Here is a 22,423-nt window from a genome sequence, read left to right as displayed (position 1 = left end):
CGTGCCCGCCCCCACCGCCTGGCAGCAGCACCGGCACGCCCTCCTGGGTGTCGGCTACCTCGTCGTCCTCGCGCTGCTCGTCTCGGTCAGCATCGCGGCCTACAACAAGGACCTGCCCTGGCAGCGCACCGCGCACGTCGAGGTCCTCACCACGCGCGCCGGCCTCGAGCTCAACAAGTACGCCGACGTGAAGCTGCAGGGGCGCGTCGTCGGGGAGGTCCGCGACATCCGCTCCCGCGACGGCCGCACGGTGATCGAGCTCGGCATCCAGCCCGACGAGCTGGAGCGGATCCCCGCCGACGTCGACGCGGCCATCGTGCCGAAGACCCTGTTCGGCCAGAAGTACGTCGACCTGCTCCCCCGGACCACCGGCCCCGCCGGACGGGGCGCCAGCGGCACGGCCGCCGCCAGCGCGTCCGGTCCCCGGCTCACCGACGGGGCGACGATCGAGCAGACCGCGACCGCGACCGAGATCGGCGACGTCTACGACAAGCTCGTGCCGGTGCTGCGCGCGATCGACCCCGCCCGCCTCTCGACGGTCCTGACCACGCTCGCGGCCACGCTCGAGGGCCGCGGCGGCCAGGTGCGCGACACCCTCGACAACCTCGACACCTTCCTCGCCGAGCTCGACCCCCACCTCGACACCCTCGACACCGACCTGCGGCTGCTCGCCCGCACCCTCGACGGGTACGACGCCGCCGCACCCGACGTGCTGACCAACCTCGCCAACGTCACCGCCCTCACCGAGGACCTGCTGGTGCCGGCCGAGAAACGGCTCGGCCGGTTCCTCGCCACCCTGACCGACCTGTCCGACACCGCCCGCGAGGTGCTGGCGGAGAACCGCGACGACCTGGTCCGGCTCGTGGTCCGCGGCGAGCCCCTCACCGCGCTCCTCGCGGAGTACTCCCCCATGCTCGCCTGCTCCATCGACGGCCTGCGCCGCGTCGACCTCCACGGCAACCAGACCACCGGCGCCCGCGGGCCCTACGTGCTGCTGAGCATCGACATGTTCATCGTGCGCCAGCCCTACTCCGCGCCCGCCGACCTGCCGTCCAACCCGGAGAGCGACGCCGCGCTCGACACCCTGCCGGCACCGATCCGGTCGTGGGAGCCGCACTGCCCCCGCTTCGGCCAGCAGGTCCACGAGGCCGTCGACGCGCTGCCCCGCAGCCTGCCGGCGCTGCCCAACCAGGTCATCACCAGCGAGCACGGCGACGAGCGCACCCCGCAGCCGCAGGCGGGCTCGTCGGCCCGCAGCCGCGCCGTCGACGTCGAGGGTCGTCGCCTCGCGGTCGCGACGGCACTGGCGCGCGACCTGCTCGCCCGCCTGGACGGCTCGGCCGGCGAAGACGGCGAGGGCGAGGAGCGCGGCGACGCCGAGCTCGGCGGCCTGCTCATCGCCCCGCTGCTGGGCGGCGACCCGCTGGAGGTGCCCTGATGGCTGACGTCCGCATCCCCGCGCCCGAGGTGAAGAGGCAGCCGCGGATCCCCACCTCCGCCTACAAGATGCTCGTCTTCGCGACGGTGACCATCGCGCTGTTCGGCCTGCTCGCGACGATCGTCGGCAACATCTCCTTCGCCCCGACCCGGACCTTCCACGCGAACTTCACCGACGCCACCGGCGTGACCGTGGGCGACAAGGTCCGGCTGTCCGGCGTCGAGGTCGGCCGGGTCACCGGGGTCGAGCTCGACGGCGAGCTGGACGCCCGGCACGCCCGGATCACCTTCACCGTCGACGAGGACGTGCCGCTCCACGACTCGGCGACACTGGCGCTGCGCTACGAGAACATCGTCGGCCGGCGCTACCTGGCGATCAGCCAGGAGCCCGGGGCCACCCAGCTCGAGGCCGGCACGACCATCGACGTCGGCCGGACCTCGCCGGCGCTCAACCTGACCGTGCTCTTCAACGGCTTCCAGCCGCTCTTCCGCGCGCTCGACCCCGAGCAGACCAACCGCCTCGCCGACCTGATGGTCCGCACGCTGCAGGGCGAGGGCACGACGTACGCCTCGCTGCTGCGCAGCACCGCTAGCCTCACCTCCGAGCTCGCCGACCGCGACCAGGTCATCGGCAACGTCGTCGACAACCTCGGCGCCGTCCTGTCGACGATCGCGGACCGCGACGCCCGCCTGACCCGGCTGATCGTCACCTTCCGGGACCTCATGCAGGGCCTCGCGAAGGACCGCGACGCCATCTCCACCGCCCTGCCGGACCTCTCGGACCTGCTCACCGTCTCCACCGGGCTGATCCGCGACGTGCGCGGACCGCTGCGCAAGGACGTCGCGCACCTGTCCGACATCGTCGCGGTGCTCGACAAGGACCGACCCCTGATCGAGGAGTCCCTCCAGCGCCTGCCGCGGCGCAACCGGGCCCAGACCCGCACCGGCTCCTACGGCTCGCAGTTCAACTTCTACATGTGCGGCATCGAGCTCAACGTGCGCCTCCTGGGCGGGGAGTACCTGCTGTCCTCGCCGGGGATCTCGGCCAACGAGCGCTCGACGATCTGCGCCGGCACCGAGGAGGGGAACCTGCAGTGAAGGTCCCCTCGCTCATCCGCTTCGGGCGCCGCTACCCGGTGCTGCTGGCCCTGCAGGGCATCGTGCTGTTCGTCGCCGCGACCCTGCTCGTGTTCAACCTCGACCGGGTGCCGCTGTTCGCCGGCACGCCCTACCGCGTGGTCTTCAGCGACGCGTCCGGACTCCAGGGCGGCGAGGAGGTGCGCATCTCGGGCATCAAGGTCGGCAAGGTGACCGACATCGAGCTGGTCCGCGACACCGTCGTGGTCGACCTCGAGCTCGACGACGTCGAGATCGGCGACCGCACCTCCGCGAGCATCGAGATCCGGACCCTGCTCGGGCAGCACTACGTCGCGCTCACCCCCGCCGGCACCGAGCCGCTGCGGGCCGGCGCCACCATCCCGCTCGAGCGCACCACCACGCCGATGAACATCGTGCCGACCCTCCAGCAGGCCACCGGCACGCTCGCCGGGATCGACACCGACCGGCTGGCCGAGGCGTTCGACTCGCTCGCCGAGGTGGTCGAGGCGGCCGCCCCCGAGGCGCAGGGCGCGCTGGACGGGCTCAGCCGGCTCTCCACGACGCTGGCCAGCCGGGACGCCCAGGTCCGCCGGCTGTTCCGCGACGCCGAGCAGGTCACCGAGGTGCTGGCCGCGCGCGACTCCGAGCTCGCCGAGCTGCTGGGCGACACCTCCGCGGTGCTGGAGATGCTGGACCGGCGCAAGGAGGTGGTCTCCGCGATCATCAAGGACACCAGCGCCTTCGCCACCCAGCTGCGCAGCCTGGTGACCGACAACAAGGCGGCGCTGGAGCCGACGCTCACCAGGCTGGACCGGGTGCTCGACGTGCTCCGCGAGCACGAGGAGCAGCTCGGCGAGTCCATCGAGGGCACCGTGCGCTACGGCAAGACCTTCACCAACGTCGGTGGCACCGGGCCGTGGTTCGACGGCACGATCAAGCTGCCCGCCGGGTACGCCGTGTGCGCCTCCGACGAGCGCACCATCGTCAACCAGCTGCTCGACCCGGTGCTCTCCCAGCTCAACGAGGCCCTCAACGGCAGCACCTCGCCGTGCCTGCCGCTGGGACCGGCCGCGACCTCGGCCGTGGAGGCGAAGCAGTGATGGCAGCGACGAGGCGGTCGAAGGCGGCCCGGGTGGTCCTGGGGCTCGCCGTGGTGCTCGCGGTGGTGGCCGGCGTGCTCGCGTGGGACCGCGCCAGCACCCCGCCGGACCGCACCCTGGTCGCCACCTTCCCGCGCACCACCAGCCTCTACGAGGGCGCCCCGGTCAAGGTCCTCGGCGTCCGGGTCGGCACCGTCACCGACATCGAGGTGAAGGGCACGGCGGTCGAGGTGACCATGACCTACGACCCCGACGTGCGGCTGCGCCCCGACGTGACCGCCGCGATCGTCCCGCCGTCGATCGTGGGCGACCGCTTCGTCCAGCTCGCCCCGGCCTGGGCCGGCGGCGAGGTGCTCGCCGACGGCGCCCGCATCGGCCAGGACCGCACCGCCGTGCCCCTCGAGCTCGACGAGACCTTCCAGCAGCTCGACGACCTCGCCGTGGCACTCGGCCCGGACGGTGCCGACCGGGACGGCGCCCTGTCCCGGCTCACCGCCGCCGGCGCGAAGGCACTGGAGGGCAACGGCCGTCGGCTCAACACCACCCTGCACCAGCTCTCCCGCGCGCTCGGCACGCTCGCCGAGGTCGACGGGGACGCCCAGGACGTCGTCGCCGACGCCGCCCGGCTGACCCGCACCCTCGCCGAGAACGACGACCAGGTCCGGCGCCTGGTGCTGAGCCTCGCCGAGGTCAGCGCGCAGCTCTCGGCCCAGCGCACCGACCTCACCCGCGCGGTCGAGGGACTCTCCGAGGCCCTCGGCGAGGTCCGGGAGTTCACCCGCACCAACCGCGCCACCATCACCTCCAGCATCAAGGGGCTGACCGTCGTCTCGCAGACGCTGGACGACCACCTCGACGACCTGACCGATCTGCTCGACCTGGTCCCGGTCGGCTTCGCCAACGCGATGGCGATCTACGCGCCGAACAACTGGGACCCCGAGCACCCCGAGGACAGCGTCGTCGGTGGCCGCACCGGCTCGCTGGCCCTGCGCGGCAACTTCACCGAGGACCTCGGCGTGCAGCTGTCCTACACGCTCGGTGCGGTGTGCACCCAGGCCACCGGCGCCGAGGCCGCCCGGCTGCTGCCCTTCTGCGCGGCCCTGCGCGCCGCCGGCAACAGCATCGGCACTTTGCTCACCGCCATCGCGAAGGGGCAGCAGACCGGCAGTCTCGACGGCCCGCTCGGTGACATCGTGGCCGCGGTCCAGGCGGCCCTGCGGGCGGCAGGGGGCGGGCAGTGAACCGGCGGACGTCCCCGGCCGCCGGACTGCTCGGGCTCGCGCTGGTCGCCACCGCCTGCGGCTACGAGGGCCCCCAGAGCATCCCGCTGCCCGGCGGCGCCGGTGCCGGCGGCTACGAGGTGGTGGTGACCCTCGAGGACGCCACCAACCTCGTCGCCAAGGCGACCTGCCGCTCGGGCGACACCGTCGTCGGCAGCATCGCCTCGGTCGAGCTCGACGAGAACCTCGACGCGCGCGTGGTGTGCCGCATCGACCAGGACGTCGAGCTGCCTGCGAACGCGGTCGCCACCCTGCGCGAGACCAGCCTCCTCGGCGAGCGGTACGTCGCCCTCGACCCGCCGACCGACGAGGAGCCCACCGGGCGCCTGGCCCCCGGCGCGGAGATCACCGCCAGCCGGACGGCCGCGCAGCCCGACACCGAGATGGTGCTCGGCGCGCTGTCCCTCGTGCTCAACGGCGGCTCGCTCGGCAGCATCGAGACCATCTCCCGCGAGCTCAGCACCGCCCTCGAGCAGCCCGGCGACGTCCGCACCACCACCCGGCGGCTCGAGGCGCTGGTGAGCACCCTCGACGGCCGGCGCGACAGCCTCGTGCAGGCGCTCGAGTCCCTCAGCCGGCTCAGCGCCACGCTCGCCGACCAGCGCTCGGTGATCGGTCAGGCGCTGGACGCCGTGCCCGACGGCCTGGCCGCCCTCGACCGGCAGCGGCCCGCGCTGACCCGCACCCTGCGCCGGCTCTCGCGGCTCTCGCGCACCGCCGTCCCGCTGATCCGGGACACCCGGGCGGCCACGGTGCGGGACCTGGAGAACCTCGAGCCGGTGCTCGCCCAGCTCAACCTCGCCAAGCGGGACCTGTCGCAGACCGTGGAGCGGCTGGCCTCCTTCCCGTTCTCGCGCAACGCACTGTCGACGATCAAGGGTGACTACGCCGGCATGTACGGCCAGGTGCTGATCGACGTCGACACCGTCAACGCCCTGCTTGCCTCGCTGGCCGAGCTGGCGCCCGGCGGGGCCGGCAGCCGCGGGCAGTCCCCGGCCCGCACCGGCGGCGACGCGGGCAGCCCGGCCGGCGCGGGGACGACGGACGGCGGGCGGAGGAAGCCCGCGACGGTGGCCGAGCTGCTCGAGTCGCTGGACCTGTCCACGATCGTCGGCGAGGTCACCGAGGGGCTGACCGGCGCCCTCGACCTCTCCTCCCTGCTCAAGCCGACCGGAAGCGCCGCGAAGGGTGCCCCGCCGAAGGACCTCGGCGAGCTGCTCACCGGGGGTGGCCGATGACCTCCACCATTCGGCTCAAGCTGGTCGCCTTCCTCGGCGTGATCGCGGTGACGCTCGCCTACGGCACCACCCAGTTCTTCGACGTCACGAGCCTGCTCCACGGCCCCGACCGGGTCGAGATCCAGTTCAGCGACCCGGGCGGGATCTACCGGCGCGCCGACGTCGAGCTGCTCGGCACCCGCGTCGGCTCGGTCGTCGAGGTGCTCCCCGGCCCCGGCACCGCGTCGACGGTCGTCGTCGAGCTGCGCCACGACGCCGAGGTCCCCGTCGACGTCGCCGCGGTGGTGAGCAGCAAGTCCGCCATCGGTGAGCAGTACGTCGCCCTCACGCCCGGCTCCGCCGGCGGGCCGCGGCTCGACGACGGTGACGTCGTCCCCCTCGAGCGCACCAGCGCGCCACCCGACCTGGCCGCGCTGGTCAGCAACCTCGACGCGCTCGCGGGATCGGTCGACCCCGACGACCTCGACGTCATCCTCACCGAGGCAGCTGCAGGCCTCGAGGGCGTCGGCCCCACGCTGCAGTCCGTGCTCGACGACGCCGACCAGCTCACCCGCAGCGCGGTCGAGAGCGCCGACGACCTGACCGCCCTGATCGACGGTGCCCAGCGGGTGCTGGACACCCAGGTCGACCTGCTCGGCGAGACGCGCGCCGGGCAGTCCGACCTCGCCGCGCTGACCACCCGCCTGCGCGAGCTCGACGACACCTTCGACGACGTCTTCCGCCAGGGCATCGCGGCCGGGGGCGACCTCAGCGGCCTGCTGCGCGACAACCAGGACGCCCTCCCCGTGCTGCTCGGCAACCTGGTCGCGATCACCGACATCGCGGCCGACCGGCTCCCGCACCTGCGCAAGGGGCTGGTGATCTTCCCGCACATCCTCGAGCAGAACATCCAGACGCTGCGGCACTGCGACAGCCTCGACCCCGTCACCGGCAAGGCGATCGAGTCGACCTGCCACTACGACGAGGACGGCAACCCGATCTACAGCGCACACATCGCGATCGTCCTGCCGACGGTCCCCCTCGCGCCGCCGTGCACGAAGGGCTACGAGTCGAAGAAGCGCTACAACCCCGACGGCACGCCGGTCGACGGCAAGGGCCCGAACCAGCCCGACGACGCCCCGGTCCCCGAGGACATCACGTGCACCTCGTCGCCGTACGACCCGACCGGGCCGAACGTTCGCGGCTTCCAGAACGTGCCGAGGGGCGGTGCGCCGCTCCACCGGGCCGCACCACAGTGGGGCCGTGCGATCTACAACCCGACGAGCGGCATCATGGTGACGCCCGACGGCCGCTCGACGCAGGTCACCAGCCCGACGGCGCCGACCGGGTCGGACGGGCTCGGCTGGCTCCTGACCCGCAACCTCGAGGACTGACGTGGAAGAGGACCTTCAGGAGGGCGGGACGGACCGCCGCGAGCAGCGCGACAAGGTGGTCTCCCTCGGCCTGGCCGTGGTGCTGGCCGCGCTGCTCGTCGCCGCCGGCTGGCTGTGGTGGTCGCAGCGCGACGACGGGTCCCCGGCCGGTGCGCTGAGCAGTGCCCGCACGGCCGTCACGACGTTCTTCGACATGGACCACGAGACCATCGAGGAGGACCTCGACGCGATGGCCGCGCTGAGCACCGGCGAGTTCGCGAAGGCGTACGGCGCCGAGCGCGAGAAGCTCGCCGAGCAGGTGACCACGAAGGAGCTGGTCATCACCTCGACCATCGTCGAGCAGGGCACGGCCGTGGAGTACCTCCACGAGGACCACGCGCAGGTCCTCGTCGCCGTCGACGCCACGACCGAGGACAGCGGGGGCGCGGCCGAGACGGCGCACTACCGGATGCGGGTCGTGCTCGACCGCACCGACGACACCTGGCTGGTCTCGGGCCTGGAGCAGGTCGGATGAGCCGCCGCGTCGTCGCCCTGCTCGTCGCGGTCGCCCTCGCCGCCGGCCTGGTCGGCTGGCTGGCGACCCGCCCCGACCCGCGGCCCCAGCGCCCGTCGCTGGCCGAGGACGCGTCGTACACCGCCGGCACGGTGCCGACAGCGCCCGAGGGCTCGCTGCAGGCCGTGGCGGACCTGCTCCCCACGGCGCTGTCCTACGACCACGGCGACCTCGACGCCTCCCTCGCCGCGGCCACCGCCACGATGACCTCCGCCTTCGCGAAGGACTACACGACGACCTTCGAGGCCACCGTGCGCCCGCTGGCGACGTCGAAGGGCGCCGTCTCCGAGGCGCACGTGCGGGCCGCCGGGCTGGTCCGCTCCGCCGACGACGACCAGGCGGTGGCGCTCGCCTTCGTCGACCAGGTCCTGGTCTCGAGCAAGGGCCAGGCGGCCGACCAGCCGGTCAAGGTCAGCCAGGTCCGCGTCCTCGTCGGCGTGCGCAAGGTCGACGGCGAGTGGCGCATCGACAGCGTCGACCCGGTCTGAGCCCCGTCCGGCCTGAGCCGGGCCCGGCGCCCGTCAGCGGGTGACCAGGCGGAGCAGCTCCTCGATCTCCTCGGCCGTCGGCTTGGGCAGGCCCGACTGGCCGTGGGCGAAGCCGATGCCGGCGTAGACGAGCAGGCCGGCGAGGACGCGGGCCTCTGCGGCGTCACCGCGCAGCTCGAGCAGGGCGCCCTCGACGAGCGAGAAGACGAAGCTGTCGCCCTCGGCGATCATCTCCGCGACCCGCGGCTCCGAGCGCGCCCACTCCCGCAGCGCCCGCTCCACGCCCCAGTTGGAGTCGTCGACCAGGTGCATGGTCATCGCGTGCAGCCGCTCCCGGGCAGGCAGCTGGTCGAGCTCGGCGAGCTGCTCGAGGACGGTGCGGGTCTCGGCGATCCAGCGCTCGGCCATCGCGGCGTGCAGGGCACCGAGGTCGGAGAAGTGCCAGTAGAAGCTGCCGCGGGTGACGCCGGCGTGCTTGCACACCGTGTTGATGTCGACGCCGGCGATGCCCTCGGCGACCAGCACCTCGAGCGCGGCCGCGGCCCAGTCGTCGGCGGTGAGCCGGCTGCCGCGGGAGCGGCGTACCGAGGTCGTCACGACCGCTCCTTCCTTCGTCCGTGCTGCGGTCACCGCAGCGCCGCCCGGACGAGGCCCTGGACCACGGGGTCGCGCGGCAGCGCGAAGTGGGAGGACCGGGCAGCCGGGTCGTGCTCCTGCACCACCAGCGTAGACACGCCGTCGCGCACCCCCGACGTCCAGGGCACGACCAGGCCGTCCGTGCGCGAGACGACGTCGACCTGCTGGAGGCCGGCCGGGCGCAGCCCTGCGGCCTGCAGGCCGCGCAGGAAGTCCGAGCCCTTGATGAGCTCGCGGCACGACGCGCAGGCGCCATCCATCAGCAGCTTCTCGACGCCGAGCACGAGGTCGTAGGTGCCCGCGTCGCGGCTGAGCTGCTCGAGGTCGCCGAGCCCGGCGAGGTTGGTGCCGTCCCACAGGGAGCCGACGGAGACCAGCCGGCGCACCGGCAGGCCCGGCGTGAGCTGGACCGAGCGCAGCGCGAGCAGCGACCCGGCACCGACCGCGACCACGTCGACCTCCCGCGCGGGGGCGGTGGCAGCGGTCGCGGCCACCCGGCGGGACAGGGCGGGGGCGGCCTGCTCCATCGAGGCGAGCCCGCCGGGCAGGTTCGAGACCACGGCGGGGAGCAGGTTCGAGAGCAGCGGCAGCACGGGGGCGAGGGCCGGTGCCGGACCCCACGCCTCGGCGACCACGCAGCGCCCGTCTGCGGCGAGGACCGCGGCCAGGCCCGACACCGACGCCGGGGTGCCCAGCAGGTCGTGCACCAGCACGACGGGCGGAGCGGTCGTCGTACCGCGGCAGGGGGTGGTGTCCGCGCGGGCCGCCGGCCCCGGCAGGCCGAGCACCAGCGCGGCCGCGAGCAGCACCGCCAGCAGCACCGTGAGCGGGGCCCGGGACGGGGCGCGAAGTCGGGGCACGGGAAGAAACCGTACACAAATGTACGGTTTTGGGATAGTGTCCCGGTCGTGACCTCCCTCGGCCGCCGCGCCTTCATCACCGGTGCCGGCATCGTGGGCGCCAGCTCCGTGCTGCGCTCGGCGACCGCCCGCCCGAGCGCCGCCGAGGTGTCGGCGCTGAAGTCTCCCCTCCTCTTCCACTCGCCGAAGGTCCAGCCCTTCCGCGACGTGCTGCCGGTGCCGCCCGTCATCGACAGCACGGACGTGACCCTGTCCGCGCGCACGACGCTGCACCGCTTCCACCGCGACTGGGACGCGGTGCCGAGCTTCGGGTACGGCGACCAGACCTACCTCGGGCCGACCCTGGTCAGCCACCGCGACCAGCCGTGGACCCTGCGCACGCGCAACGAGCTCGGGCTGCACCCGTTCGCCAGGGACGTCGACCACTCGCTGCATGACGTGGCGGCCGACTTCGGCACCCGTCCGCGCACGACCACCCACCTGCACGGCGGCATCACCCCGGCCTCGCAGGACGGCCACCCGCTCGACTTCGTCGTCCCGGGCGAGGAGCTGGTCTACCGGTTCCCGACCCGCCAGGAGGCGACCCACCTCTGGTACCACGACCACTCGATGGCGACGACCCGCCTCAACGTGGCCGCCGGCCTCGCCGGGATGAACATCGTCCGCGACGAGTTCGACACCGGGCGACCCGACAACCCGCTCGGCCTGCCGGCCGGCGACTTCGAGGTCCCGCTGGTGCTGCAGGAGAAGATCTTCGGCGCCGGCGGCCGGCAGAACATCCGCTCGACCTGGATCGTCCCGCAGGGCAAGTGGGAGGGCGGTGCCGTCGGCGACGTCGGCCTCGTCAACGGCGTGGTCTGGCCGGAGATGCAGGTGGCCCGCGGGCTCTACCGGTTCCGGGTGATCAACGCCGGGTCGTTCAGCGTGTGGCGGCTGTTCTTCTCCAACCAGATGAAGTTCTGGGTGATCGGCAACGACGGCGGCCTGCTCGACGCCCCCGTGCAGACCACCAGCGTGCGGCTCTCGCCCGCCGAGCGCGTCGACATCCTCGTCGACTTCGCGGGCCTGGCCGCGGGCGAGACCGTCGAGCTGCGCAACGACGAGAAGCCGCCCGGCCAGGCCGCCGTCCTGGGCGAGGTCACCATGCCGCTGTTCTGCCGGTTCCGGGCGACCGCCGCACGCGGTTTCGCCGGTCCGGTGCCGACCCGGCTGCGCGGCGGCCGCGGACTGCCCGAGGCGCTCCCACCGGTCCTCCGGCCGACCCGCCGGCGCGTCGTGAGCATCCTGCAGGACACCGACCTGCGCATCCCGCCGGCCCTGATGAGCCTCAACAACCTCGGGTTCACCACGACCGACGTCGAGAAGCCGGTCCAGGGAACCACCGAGGTCTGGGACATGGTCAACGTGACCCCGGACCCGCACGCCATGCACGTCCACCTCGTGCACATGCGGATCCTGGACCGCCAGCGGATCAACAACGCCGCGCTGCGTGCCGCCAACCCGCGGCCGCGCCACGGCAGGCGCTGGACCCCCTCGCCCGACCGCTACCTCCAGGGCGCGCCCACCGGGCCCGCGCCGTGGGAGGCCGGGCTCAAGGACACCGTCCTCGCCCACGGCCACTCCGTCACCCGCGTCGTGGTGCGCTGGCCCACCGCCGAGGAGCTCGGCTTCGACCCCGACCTCGCCTACGTCCCGCAGGGCGCCACGGCCCGCGCGGCGCTGGCCGGCCACGGCGGTCATGGCGGTCATGACGGTCATGGCAGCCACGACGGGCACAACGGCCACGACGCCCCCGCGGCCGGTACGACGACCGCCGCCACCGGCGAGCACGGTCCCGGCGGCGGGTCCACCACGGCCGACGGCAAGGTCCGCGGCTACGTGTGGCACTGCCACATGCTCGACCACGAGGACCACGACATGATGCTGCCGCTGCACGTGGTGGCCCCCTGACCCCCGACCCGACCCTTCCCGAGGAGCACCCGTGAGCACCGACGTCAGCACCGCCCCCGCCCCCACCGGCGCGCCGGGCGAGGTCTGCCCGACCCGGTTCAAGTACTGGGAGCGCAAGGACCTGCCGCACTGGCAGCGTCGCCGCCGCATCTTCCAGAAGCTGACCGGCCACGACCTGTTCCCCACCGACGAGCAGGCCCGGATGCTGTGCGAGGACCAGTTCGCCGGCGACCCGCTCGCCGAGGAGTTCGTGGCCGAGGTGTTCTTCGGCAAGGAGTACGGCCACGCCAGGGGCCGCAAGCTGCTCGACCAGGCGCTCGACCACGGGATCGAGTCGATCCCGGACGCCCCGGAGTCGATGAAGGCGCTGTTCGCCGACATGGAGACCGTGCCGGACTGGGTGGACCGCGAGCTGGTGGAGCTCGGCGCCGCCACCTGGCGCCGCTGGGGCACGATGCTGTTCAGCGTCGCCGGCGCCATCACCCTCGAGATCTACACCGAGGGGGCGGTCGCGATGCCGCTGTCGCTGGCCGGTGGGTACGCCGGCGACAACGCCCTGCGCCGGTTCCTGGAGACCAACAAGTTCTGGATCGACGTCTCCCAGCCGGGCCAGCTCTTCGAGAAGAACTCCCAGGCCCGCAAGACCGCCATGCAGGTGCGGGTCATGCACGTCGCGGTCCGCAAGCGGGTCAAGGACCACCCGGAGTGGAACTTCGAGGGCTGGGGCCTGCCGATCAGCCAGACCTACGAGCAGATGACCCAGATCGGCGGCGCCGTCGCGCCGGCGCTCAGCCTGTGGCTGGCGGGCGTGCAGACCACGCCGAAGGAAATGCGGGCACTCATCCACTTCAACCGCTACATGGGGCACCTGCTCGGCGTGAAGCCGCGCTGGGCGCCGGACACCATCATCGAGCAGGTCCAGACGCTGATGATGACGACCGCGGCCCGCAGCTACGACTCGGGCAAGGCCGGCAAGGAGCTCATCGAGTCCTTCCCTGCGGCCTTCGCCCCGCGACCGGGCCAGACGGGCCTCAAGCGGCTGCGTGCGGCGTACAACTACCGCATCTACTCGGCGTACTGCGCACTGTGGATGGCACCGGAGACCCGCCGGCTCTACGACATGCCGTCGGCGTTCCCGTGGATCCTGCTGGTGTTCGCCCGCTGGCCGCTGATGACGGTCGTCGAGCTGCTGCGCCGGCTGCCGGTGCTCAAGCAGCTGCACGGCGACGTCATGGACTGGCACCGCAAGTCCTGGTGGGAGGCCCAGATGGAGGGGCGTCGCGCCGAGTTCGACGCCAGCAGCGCGCTGCGCCGCTGACGTCCTGCACCAGAGCCAACCCACTCCATCCCGCTCCCCACCCGACTGCACCCGCAGCACCAACGCACCGACCGCACCGACCGCACCGACAGGCAAGGACAACCCGTGGCCATCACGATCACCGAGGGCTGGAACGGCCCCGGCAGCAAGGACGGCAAGCTCACCGTCGTCGAGCCCAGGGACAACGCGCTCCACCCGAGCGACTCGAAGTGGTCCTTCGAGCACTGGTACTTCGACGCCCGCCTCGACACCGGCCACACGGTCGTGGTGTTCCTGCAGAAGCGCCGCCCCGAGGAGCCGCCGAACAGCAAGCCGGTCGTGGAGGTCGTCGTCTACTTCCCCGACGGCACCCGGCGCCAGATCATCAAGCACTACCCGCGGATGGCGTTCGAGGCGTCGGCCGAGAAGTGCCAGGCGCGCGTCGCGCACAACACCTGCGAGCTGGTCAGCACCGACCCGCTGCCGGTGCACCGGGTCCAGGTCGCCGAGGACGGCGTCGAGTTCGACTTCACCTTCACCAACGAGCTCCCCTCGTGGATGCCGGGCGAGGGCTACACGAAGTACGGCGACACCGACTTCTTCGCGTGGGTCGTCCCCGCGCCGCGGGCGAAGGTCACCGGCACCCTGTCGATCGACGGCCAGGACATCCCCGTCGACGGCCTGGGCTACGCCGACCACAACTGGGGCGTCGGCAACATGACCCGCGTCATCGAGCGCTGGCACTGGGGCCGGCTCTACACCGACCGGTTCTCCCTGATCTACGCGATGGTCGGCACCCAGAAGCGCTTCGACCACCACCAGTCGCAGCCGCTCATGCTGGCCAAGGACGGCGAGATCATCCTGTCGACCGGCGAGCTCACCCTCACCGAGGGCCCGACGGCCTACAACGCCGACGCCCGGCGCAGCTACCCCACCTGGATCCGGATGGAGACCGAGGCCTCCGCCGACGGCGTCACCGACGCCCAGGTGACGCTGCAGATGAACGTCCGGGACGTCATCCACGGCCACGACCTGCTCAACGACATCCCGGTCGTCGGCACGAAGATCGGCGGGGCGCTCCTCAAGCCGATCATCCACAAGGTCGTCGGCCAGCCCGGCTACTTCCGGTTCCTCTCCGACTTCGAGCTCACGGTGACCGTCGACGGCGAGACCATCGTCGAGACCGGCACCACGCTGCACGAGCTCGTCGCGCTGACGTAGGCCACCACGGCTCCCACCGGCCCCGGACGCCGTACTTGTCGGCCGGTTCCCGGACTTGTTGGCTGCTGCAGCGGCCAACAAGTTCGGGAATCGCCGCCTAGGCGGTGATTCCCGGGCCGCGGCGACGTGCCTGCCCCCGGGCCGCCAGCACGCCACTACCAGACTCCAAGCGAACTCCAAGCGCGGCTTCCTAGCGTCCTCGGCGAACCGGCCGGCGGCGCCTTGTGGGGGTGCCGCCCGCCGGGCAGACCACCGATCCGCACGCCGACCGCGGCGGGTCCGTCCGACGAGGAGCAATCCGTGCACCACCCTGCCCGCTTCGCCGCACCTGCCGTGCTGGTGCTCGCCCTGGGCATCGCCGCCTGCGGCGGCGACGATCCCGGTCCGCGCAAGGTCGCCAGCCCGTCCGTGCTGTCCGAGGTCCCCGACGCCACCCCCGACGTCGAGGAGACCCCGACCGACCAGCCGACCGACCAGCCGACCGACCAGCCGAGCGACGAGGGCGACGCGACGACGCTCGTCGACTACTTCGCCGCCGAGGGCATCGGGCAGACCGCGCTCGGTCCCGACGACGACGGCCCGGTCATCGACCTGCCGCAGCCGGAGGGCTGGAGCCCGAGCGACGACTACAGCGCCGAGGCGCCGTACGGCGCGCTGGTCTACGACGCCGCCACCGAGCCGACCGACCCGCCGCGGGTGCTGGCCCTGCTGGTGCGCATCGAGGGCGAGGCCGACCCGGGCAAGATCCTGGAGCTGGCGCCCGGCGAGCTGGAGCAGCTCGAGCACTTCACGCCGAACGGTCCCGGCACGCCCAGCACCCTCGGCGCCTACGACGCCGTGCAGGTCAGCGGCAGCTACTCCAACGGCGGCCACGAGCTCGTCATCGCCCAGAAGACCGTGGTGATCCCGGACGGCGACGACCTCTACGTCCTGCAGCTCAACGCCTACGCCTTCCCCGAGGAGGCCGACCAGCTGGCCGTGGCGCTGCGCGCGATCGACGCCAGCACGACCATCCAGGTCTGAGGACGGGCGTCCCCCGCGATTCCTAGCCCGCCAGGAGGCGGCCGCGCCCCGTCCCGACCAGGGCGGTGGCGCGGGCGCAGACCAGGTCGACGAGGCGCGGGTGCGGCCCGATGACGTCCGCGACGACCGATGCACCGGCGGCGAGGCTGTCGTGGCGCGCCTTGCGGTGGAAGTGCCCGGTCGCGAGGAGGTACGGCGAGACCGCGTCCCCCGGCCGGACGACGTGCTCGGGACGCGTGCCGAGCGCGGAGAGGGTGGCGAGCCGCACCGGTGCCCCCCACGCAGCAGCGAGGAGCGCCGCGGCCGCCTCCAGGTCGTCGGTGGCCAGCGGGTCGGAGGACCCGGCCGCGACCATCACCACCGGCTGGCCCGGCGTGGCGCCGGCCTCGCGCAGCCGGTCGACCTGCGCCGCGGCGAGCAGTGGGTCGGGGCCGAGCGCGCCGCCGAGGCGCACGAGCTCGGGCCGCTGCGCAGCGGCGACCGACCCGGGCAGGTCGTGGCGCAGGTGGTAGCCGGTCGACAGCAGGAGCGGCACGACCACGGTCGGCCGGTCGGTGGTCGCGACCACGTCGGTGAGGAGCGGCTCGCACAGCTCGACGTACGACGTCGTGGCCTCGACGCCGAGGCGCTCCCCCGCGGCAGCGGTCAGCTCGGCGGCGACCAGGTTGCCGGCGGTGGTGCGGGTGCCGTGCGCGACGGTGACCAGCCGGAGCCCCTCGAGCGGGGCGGTCACGGGGTCACCGCCAGCCGGTAGCCGCGCTTGACCACGGTCTGGATGCAGCGGGTGCCGAGTGCGGCGCGGAGCCGGGCGACGGCCATCTCGACGGCGTGCTCGGAGCCGGCGGTGCCGGACGGCAGCGCGCCGAGCAGGTCGTGGCGCGACACGACGGTGCCCGGGTTGACGAGCAGCGCCTGGAGCACGGCGTAGGGGGCGGGCGAGAGCTTCACCTCGACCCCGTCGAGCAGCACGTCGTCGCCGTGCAGGAGGAGGGTGTGGCCGGCGACCTCGAGCGAGGTGCCGGCGGCCCGGGACGGGAGCTCGACCTCGAGCTGCTTGACCATCGCGGCCAGCCGCGAGCGCTCGGGGTAGATCGAGGGCACGCCCCACATCTCGAAGGCGGCCGCGGTGACCGGTCCGACGCAGGAGGCGACGACGTCGGCCTGGAAGGCGGTGACCACCTCGTCGCGGTGCCCGGTCGATGCGGCGGCCTGCATGACCGCGGCGACGGCCGGTGCGGCGGTGAAGGTGACGGCGTGCACCCGGCGGGCGGCGATCTCCTCGATCAGGCCGAAGAGCGGCTCGGGGTCGGCGGCGCCCTCGACGCGGTAGACGGCGACCGTCGTCACCTCGGCGCCGAGGCGGCGCAGCGCGTGCGCGGCCATCGACAGCGACTGCCCGTGCTCCTGCACGACGATCCGCAGGCCCTGCAGGTCGCGGCCGCGCAGGTGGCCGAGCACGTCCTCGAACTCCTCGGACTCCGGCGCCCACAGCTCGCGCAGGCCGAACCGGCGCAGCGCACCGACGCTCTTGGGGCCGCGGGCGAGGATCTCGGCGCGGCCGAGGTGGCCGGTGAGCTCCTCGAGCATCCCCCACCGCTCGGCGGCGGAGAACCAGGACTTGAGCCCGATGCCGGTGGTGGCGACGAAGATGTCGACCGGCCGGGACAGCACGTCCTTGGTCGCGTCGAGCAGGGCGACCTCGTCGATCCGGTTGGGGTCGACTGACAGCGCCGGGGCGTGCAGCACCTCCGCGCCGCGCCGCTCCAGGAGCGCGACCTGCTCCTCGGCACGGCGCGCAGCCGTCACCCCGATCCGGAAGCCCGAGAGCGGCTGGTCGCTGGTCACCACGCTCACAGTGTCTCTCGTCGGCCACCCACGACGACAATCCCGTCGACGACGTGGACGTCCCAGGTCGGTACGGCGACCGCCGGGTCGTCGAGGCACACGCCTGTGCGCAGGTCGAACGCCTGCTTGAGCAGCGGGCTGGCGACGAACGGCACCTCCTCCTCGCCGGCGGCGGTGCGCACCGTGCGCGAGCCGACGATGCCGCGGGCCAGGACCGAGGCCTTGCCGAACGGGTCGAAGTTCGACAGCGCGAACACCTCGTCGTCGTACGTGCGGAAGACGGCGACGGCCTCGCCGTCGACGAGGGCGGCGACGCCGGCCTCGCGGCGGACCTGGTCGAGCCGGCACACGGCCGTGCCGACACCGGTCTGGGTCTCGATCGTCATCGGGCGCCTCCGACCGGGATCGTGGACCCGAGCGACACGGGTCCGTCGTTGGCGGCGGCCTGGACCTGGCCGCGCTCCTCGCGGAAGGTGATGTTGGGGTCCGGGGTGTCCGGGGCGTTGACGAAGGACACGAAGCGGGCGAGCTTCTCCGGGTCCTCCAGGGTCGCCTTCCACTCGTCGAAGTAGGAGTCGACGTGGCGCGCCATCGCCGCCTCCAGCTCCGCTCCGAGCCCCAGGCTGTCGTCGACGACGACCTCGCGGATCCGGTCCAGGCCGCCGATCGCGTCCATCCAGTACGACGTGCGCTGCAGCCGGTCGGCGGTGCGGATGTAGTACATGAGGAACCGGTCGAGGTAGCGGATCAGCGTCTCCCGGTCGAGGTCGCCGGCGAGCAGCTGGGCGTGGGCCGGGATGGCGCCGCCGTTGCCGCAGACGTAGAGGTTCCAGCCCCTCTCGGTGGCGATGATGCCGAAGTCCTTCGACCGCGCCTCCGCGCACTCGCGGGCGCAGCCCGAGACGCCGCCCTTGAGCTTGTGCGGCGAGCGGAGGCCGCGGTAGCGCATCTCCAGCTCGATCGCGAGGCCGACGGAGTCCTGCACGCCGTACCGGCACCAGGTGGAGCCGACGCAGGACTTCACGGTGCGCAGCGACTTGCCGTAGGCGTGGCCGGACTCCATGCCGGCGTCCACCAGCTTCTTCCAGATCTTCGGCAGGTCCTCCATCCGGGCGCCGAAGAGGTCGATCCGCTGGCCGCCGGTGATCTTCGTGTAGAGGCCGAACTCCCTGGCGACCTCGCCGATCACGATCAGCTTGTCCGGGGTGATCTCGCCGCCCGGGATGCGCGGGACGACCGAGTAGGTGCCGTTCTTCTGCAGGTTCGCGAGGTAGGCGTCGTTGGTGTCCTGCAGCGTCGCGTTGCTGCCGTCGAGCACGTGGTGGTTGAGCAGGCTGGCGAGGATGGAGGCGACCGTGGGCTTGCAGATGTCGCAGCCGCGACCGCGGCCGTGGCCCTCGATGATGTCGTCGAAGCGGTTGTAGCCGTGCACGGCGACGACCTCGAAGAGCTCCTGGCGGGGCATCGCGAAGTGCTCGCACAGCGACTTGTCGACGGTCTTGCCGGTGGCGGCGAAGTGGTCCTCCACGATCTTCTTCACGACCGTCTTGCAGGAGCCGCAGGTGGAGCCGGCCTTCGTGCAGCGGGTGACGCAGCCGGCGTCGGTGCAGGGGCCGCCGTCGTTGAGGGTGGCGTCGTCGGAGACCGCAGCCTTGATCTGCGCCTTGGTGACGTCGTTGCAGGAGCAGACCTGCGCCTCGTCGGGGAGACCGAGCTCGACGCCGCCACCGCGACCGGCGGGGAGGATCAGCTCCTCCGGGTTCTCCGGCAGCGCCATGCCCGAGCCGACCATCGGCCGGAGCACGCCGTAGGCCGAGGCGTCGCCGACGAGGATGCCGCCGAGCAGCTCGAAGCCGCCGTCCGCGTTCTCGGTGACGACCAGCTTCTTGTAGATCCCGGCGACCGCGTCGGCGAAGACCAGCTCGAGGCAGTCGTCGGCGGTGCCGAACGCGTCGCCGAAGGAGGCGACGTCGACGCCGAGCAGCTTGAGCTTGGTCGACATGTCCGCGCCGGTGAAGGCGCCGGCCCCGCCACCGAGCAGGGTGTCGACGACGACCTCCGCCATCGTGTAGCCCGGCGCCACCAGGCCGTACATCCGCCCGCCCGGCGCGGCGCACTCGCCGATCGCCCAGACGTGCTCGTCGGAGCTGCGGCACTGCTCGTCGACCAGGACCCCGCCGCGCTCGGCGACCTCGAGCCCGGCCTCGCGGGCCAGCGCGTCCCGGGGCCGGATGCCGGCGGAGAAGATGACGATGTCGAGCGGCATCGTCTCCTCGTCCTTGAACTTGATCCCGGAGACCTTGCCGTCGTCGTCGCCGTCGATGAGCTCGGTCATCACGCCGGTGTGGACGGTGAGGCCGAGCTCCTCGATGTGGCGCTTGAGCACCGCGCCACCGGCGTCGTCGACCTGGACCGCCATCAGCCGCGGCGCCATCTCCACGACGTGGGTCTGCACGCCCAGCTGGTGCAGCGCGTTCGCGGCCTCGAGGCCGAGCAGGCCACCACCGATCACCGCACCGGCACGGGCGCCCCTGCTGGCCTCGCGGATCGCCTCGAGGTCCTCGATGGTGCGGTAGACGAAGACGTTGTCGAGGTCCTTGCCCGGCACCGGCGGCACGAAGGGTGCCGCGCCGGTCGCCAGCACCAGCTCGTCGTAGTGGACGACCTCGCCGCCCGCCAGCGCGACCTGCCGGGCCTCCCGGTCGATGCCGGTGACCACGGCGCCGGTGCGCAGCGTGACCCGCGGGTCGTCGTACGCGCCCTCGGGGAGGAAGGAGAGGGCCTCGGCACCGACCTCGAAGAAGGACGTCAGCGCGACCCGGTCGTACGCCGGGCGCGGCTCCTCGCCGAGCACGACCACGTCGTAGGTCTCGGTGAGGCCGCGCTCGATGGCGGCCTGCACGAAGCGGTGGCCGACCATGCCGTGGCCGACGACCACCAGCTGCTTGCGGAGGTGCGGTGCCATGTCAGGACCCCTTCCTGGAGGTCGCCAGGTCAGCGCTGCTCGTGGTCGCGAGCAGCTCCCTGACGGTGGAGGCGCAACCACCGCAGCCGGTGGTCGCACGGGTGGTGTCGCGGACCTGCTCGAGGGACGAGCAGGCGCGGATCCGGCCGGCGGTGACGCCCGCGCAGGCGCACACCTCGGCGTCGTCGGGGAGCGCCCGGGCGACGTTGCCCGCGCTGTCCTCCTCGGTGCGCTCCGGCATGAGGAGGTTCCCCGGCTCGCGTGCGCCGAGGACCGTCTGCCGGTCGAAGTGCTGGGTGATCAGGCCGACCCGGGACAGGTCGCCGACCAGGGCGGCCGCCACGATCCGGCCGTCGCGGACGACGAGCCGGCGGTGCGAGCCGGAGATCGGGTTCGACACCTCGACGACCTCGCCACCGGCCGCGACCTCGCGCTCCGCGTCGCCGAGCACGGCGACGTCGAGGTCGGTGGCCCGCAGCCGGGCGACGACCCGCGCTCCGTCGTACCTCGCCGGCTCGCCACACAGGGCGGCGGCGAGGATGCCGGCCTGCTCCCAGGCCGGCGGGACGAATCCGGTGGTCCGCCCGGCGTGCTCGACGCAGTCGCCGAGCGCGTGGACCGACGGGTCGGTGACGCTGGCGAGCCGGTCGTCGACGACGATGCCGCGCCGGACCTCGAGGCCGGCCCCACGGGCGAGCGCGGTGGAGGGGCGCCCGCCGGCGGTGAGCACGACCAGGTCGGTGTCGAGGGTGAAGCCGTTGTCCAGGCGCAGCGCGACCCGGCCCGGGTTGCGCGGCAGCGGGTCGAGCACCCGCACCTGGCCCTGGCCGAGGACGCCGCCGGGGGCGTCGGCGGCAGGAGCGCCGTCCCTGGCGGGGTCGTGGACGTGGGCGTGGTCGTGGGTGTGCAGCCGGATCGCGCGGGCGCCGGTGTAGACGGCGACGCCGAGCTTCTTCAGGTCGCGGGCGAGAATCCGTCCGGCGGCCGTGCTGATCTGCTGGTGCAGCAGGTGCTCGGCGCCCTCGACGATCTCGGTGTCGAGGCCGCGGGTGCCCAGCGCCCGCGCGACCTGCAGGCCGAGCAGGCCACCGCCGACGACGACCGCGCGTCGGTTGGCCGGCCGGCCGTCCGCGTCGGTGGCCCCGAGCGCGTCGAGCAGCCGCTCGCAGTCGGCGAGGCCCCGGAAGGCGTGCACCGCATCGTGCATCGAGCCGTCCATCCGGACCAGGCCGCGGATCGGCGGGAGCGTGGGGATGCTGCCGGTGGCGAGCACGAGCACGTCGTACTCGACGAGGGTGCCGTCGACGAGCATCACGTCGCGGTGGTCGCGGTCGACCCCGAGCACGCGGGCGCCCAGGCGCAGGTCGATGCCGTGCTCGGCGTACCACCCGGGCGAGCGCAGGGTGATCGACTCGACCCGGTGGGTGCCCTCGAGGACGGCGGAGAGCAGGATCCGGTTGTACGGCGCCACCGGCTCGTCGCCGAGCACCGTGATCGCGTAGCGCTCGGTCGCCCGGCGGGCCACCAGCTCCTCCACCAGGCGGGTCGCCGCCATGCCGGAGCCGACGACGACGAGCCGCTCCAGCGGCTGGTCGGGGCGGTGGCTCTCGGTCATGTCTCCATCGTGGAGTCGTGAGATTTCGCCTCCGCCGCGCGTCGTGGACCTCGACGTCAACTACTCCTCACAACCTCACCGGCCTCACGGGATCACCGTGTGGCCACGGTCACGGACGGGTTAGCGCGACCGGCTTCAAGCCGCCGGTGGTTGAGGTGCGAGGCCGCCCGCGGCCGAGCCTCGAAACCACCGGCACCGGCGCACCGGACTGTGCCCACCGCAGTCCGCCCAGAAGGCCCGGAGGTTTCGAGGCTCCTCGCTGGCGCTCGTCGCACCTCAACCACCGGGAGTCCGGCGAAGAGCCCAGGCCTGCCGCCAGGCGGACTGAGCCACCCTCCGGAGGCAACCGCGGCGCGGCAGCGTGGCGCCCGCGCCGGAGGCGCGTCGAGGGCAAGTGCGGGCCGAGCGCCAGCGAGTGCCTGCGCGCAGCCCTCGACAGGCGAC

The 22,423-nt window shown here is 73.0% G+C and carries 19 protein-coding genes; 12 read left to right on the top strand and 7 right to left on the bottom strand.

What is annotated here, in order from left to right; translation table 11 throughout:
- Position 1 precedes the first annotated feature (1 nt).
- From NOCJ54_RS28415 to NOCJ54_RS0115715, 8 genes are read left to right on the top strand one after another with little or no spacing between them, the layout of a single operon-like run.
- Positions 2 to 1,438 carry an MCE family protein gene (locus tag NOCJ54_RS28415; protein ID WP_051485934.1) on the top strand — a complete coding sequence of 479 codons (1,437 nt, stop codon included), beginning with the start codon at positions 2 to 4 and terminating at the stop codon, positions 1,436 to 1,438.
- On the top strand, positions 1,438 to 2,535 hold the full coding sequence (locus NOCJ54_RS26240) for an MCE family protein (protein ID WP_051485932.1): 1,098 nt from the start codon (positions 1,438 to 1,440) through the stop codon (positions 2,533 to 2,535). The genes NOCJ54_RS28415 and NOCJ54_RS26240 overlap by 1 nt, the downstream gene beginning before the upstream one ends.
- A complete protein-coding gene (locus tag NOCJ54_RS26235; RefSeq protein ID WP_051485931.1) occupies positions 2,532 to 3,635 on the top strand; it encodes an MCE family protein in 1,104 nt (367 codons plus the stop codon). Before NOCJ54_RS26240 ends, NOCJ54_RS26235 begins: the two co-directional genes overlap by 4 nt.
- Positions 3,635 to 4,876, top strand: a complete 1,242-nt coding sequence (locus NOCJ54_RS26230) for an MCE family protein (RefSeq protein ID WP_084255310.1) — start codon at positions 3,635 to 3,637, stop codon at positions 4,874 to 4,876. The genes NOCJ54_RS26235 and NOCJ54_RS26230 overlap by 1 nt, the downstream gene beginning before the upstream one ends.
- Positions 4,873 to 6,153 carry an MCE family protein gene (locus NOCJ54_RS26225; protein WP_051485929.1) on the top strand — a complete coding sequence of 427 codons (1,281 nt, stop codon included), beginning with the start codon at positions 4,873 to 4,875 and terminating at the stop codon, positions 6,151 to 6,153. Before NOCJ54_RS26230 ends, NOCJ54_RS26225 begins: the two co-directional genes overlap by 4 nt.
- Positions 6,150 to 7,526, top strand: coding sequence for an MCE family protein (locus NOCJ54_RS0115725; protein WP_028656249.1), 1,377 nt, complete (start codon positions 6,150 to 6,152; stop codon positions 7,524 to 7,526). Before NOCJ54_RS26225 ends, NOCJ54_RS0115725 begins: the two co-directional genes overlap by 4 nt.
- 1 nt (position 7,527) lies before the next feature.
- Entirely contained in the window at positions 7,528 to 8,040 is a 513-nt protein-coding gene (locus tag NOCJ54_RS0115720; RefSeq protein WP_028656248.1) for a hypothetical protein, read from the top strand.
- A complete protein-coding gene (locus tag NOCJ54_RS0115715; protein ID WP_028656247.1) occupies positions 8,037 to 8,567 on the top strand; it encodes a hypothetical protein in 531 nt (176 codons plus the stop codon). The genes NOCJ54_RS0115720 and NOCJ54_RS0115715 overlap by 4 nt, the downstream gene beginning before the upstream one ends.
- A gap of 33 nt (positions 8,568 to 8,600) precedes the next feature.
- Here the strand turns inward: NOCJ54_RS0115715 and NOCJ54_RS30030 are convergent, their stop codons facing one another.
- Positions 8,601 to 9,164, bottom strand: coding sequence for a TetR/AcrR family transcriptional regulator (locus NOCJ54_RS30030; protein ID WP_028656246.1), 564 nt, complete (start codon positions 9,162 to 9,164; stop codon positions 8,601 to 8,603).
- A gap of 29 nt (positions 9,165 to 9,193) precedes the next feature.
- Positions 9,194 to 10,063 (bottom strand): esterase/lipase family protein, encoded by an 870-nt coding sequence (locus tag NOCJ54_RS30025; RefSeq protein ID WP_186449706.1) that lies wholly within the window; start codon positions 10,061 to 10,063, stop codon positions 9,194 to 9,196.
- Between the two features lie 48 nt (positions 10,064 to 10,111).
- On the opposite strand from NOCJ54_RS30025, the gene NOCJ54_RS0115700 reads away from it, so the two are divergent.
- From NOCJ54_RS0115700 to NOCJ54_RS26210, 4 genes are all read left to right on the top strand, one after another.
- Positions 10,112 to 12,013, top strand: a complete 1,902-nt coding sequence (locus NOCJ54_RS0115700; RefSeq protein ID WP_051485927.1) for a multicopper oxidase family protein — start codon at positions 10,112 to 10,114, stop codon at positions 12,011 to 12,013.
- Between the two features lie 31 nt (positions 12,014 to 12,044).
- Positions 12,045 to 13,331 carry an oxygenase MpaB family protein gene (locus NOCJ54_RS26215; RefSeq protein ID WP_051485926.1) on the top strand — a complete coding sequence of 429 codons (1,287 nt, stop codon included), beginning with the start codon at positions 12,045 to 12,047 and terminating at the stop codon, positions 13,329 to 13,331.
- A 105-nt stretch (positions 13,332 to 13,436) separates the two neighbouring features.
- On the top strand, positions 13,437 to 14,531 hold the full coding sequence (locus tag NOCJ54_RS0115690) for a lipocalin-like domain-containing protein (RefSeq protein WP_028656244.1): 1,095 nt from the start codon (positions 13,437 to 13,439) through the stop codon (positions 14,529 to 14,531).
- A 300-nt stretch (positions 14,532 to 14,831) separates the two neighbouring features.
- Positions 14,832 to 15,554 (top strand): LpqN/LpqT family lipoprotein, encoded by a 723-nt coding sequence (locus tag NOCJ54_RS26210; RefSeq protein ID WP_051485925.1) that lies wholly within the window; start codon positions 14,832 to 14,834, stop codon positions 15,552 to 15,554.
- A gap of 22 nt (positions 15,555 to 15,576) precedes the next feature.
- On the opposite strand, the gene NOCJ54_RS30020 is transcribed toward NOCJ54_RS26210, so the two are convergent.
- Genes NOCJ54_RS30020 through NOCJ54_RS26200 form a run of 5 tightly spaced genes read right to left on the bottom strand, consistent with a single transcriptional unit; the run spans position 15,577 to position 21,979 of the window.
- Positions 15,577 to 16,287: a sirohydrochlorin chelatase gene (locus NOCJ54_RS30020; RefSeq protein WP_036518286.1), complete on the bottom strand. Its 711-nt coding sequence runs from the start codon at positions 16,285 to 16,287 to the stop codon at positions 15,577 to 15,579.
- Positions 16,284 to 17,399: a uroporphyrinogen-III synthase gene (locus NOCJ54_RS0115675; protein WP_051485940.1), complete on the bottom strand. Its 1,116-nt coding sequence runs from the start codon at positions 17,397 to 17,399 to the stop codon at positions 16,284 to 16,286. Before NOCJ54_RS0115675 ends, NOCJ54_RS30020 begins: the two co-directional genes overlap by 4 nt.
- Before the next feature lie 5 nt (positions 17,400 to 17,404).
- Positions 17,405 to 17,785, bottom strand: a complete 381-nt coding sequence (gene nirD, locus NOCJ54_RS0115670) for a nitrite reductase small subunit NirD (RefSeq protein WP_028656242.1) — start codon at positions 17,783 to 17,785, stop codon at positions 17,405 to 17,407.
- A complete protein-coding gene (gene nirB / locus NOCJ54_RS0115665) occupies positions 17,782 to 20,364 on the bottom strand; it encodes a nitrite reductase large subunit NirB (RefSeq protein ID WP_028656241.1) in 2,583 nt (860 codons plus the stop codon). Before nirB ends, nirD begins: the two co-directional genes overlap by 4 nt.
- Before the next feature lies 1 nt (position 20,365).
- Positions 20,366 to 21,979 (bottom strand): FAD-dependent oxidoreductase, encoded by a 1,614-nt coding sequence (locus NOCJ54_RS26200; protein WP_051485924.1) that lies wholly within the window; start codon positions 21,977 to 21,979, stop codon positions 20,366 to 20,368.
- Positions 21,980 to 22,423 lie beyond the last annotated feature (444 nt).

The organism is Nocardioides sp. J54 (genome assembly GCF_000519005.1).
Classification (GTDB): Bacteria; Actinomycetota; Actinomycetes; order Propionibacteriales; family Nocardioidaceae; genus Nocardioides.
This window is presented reverse-complemented; position numbering and strand designations above follow the sequence as displayed.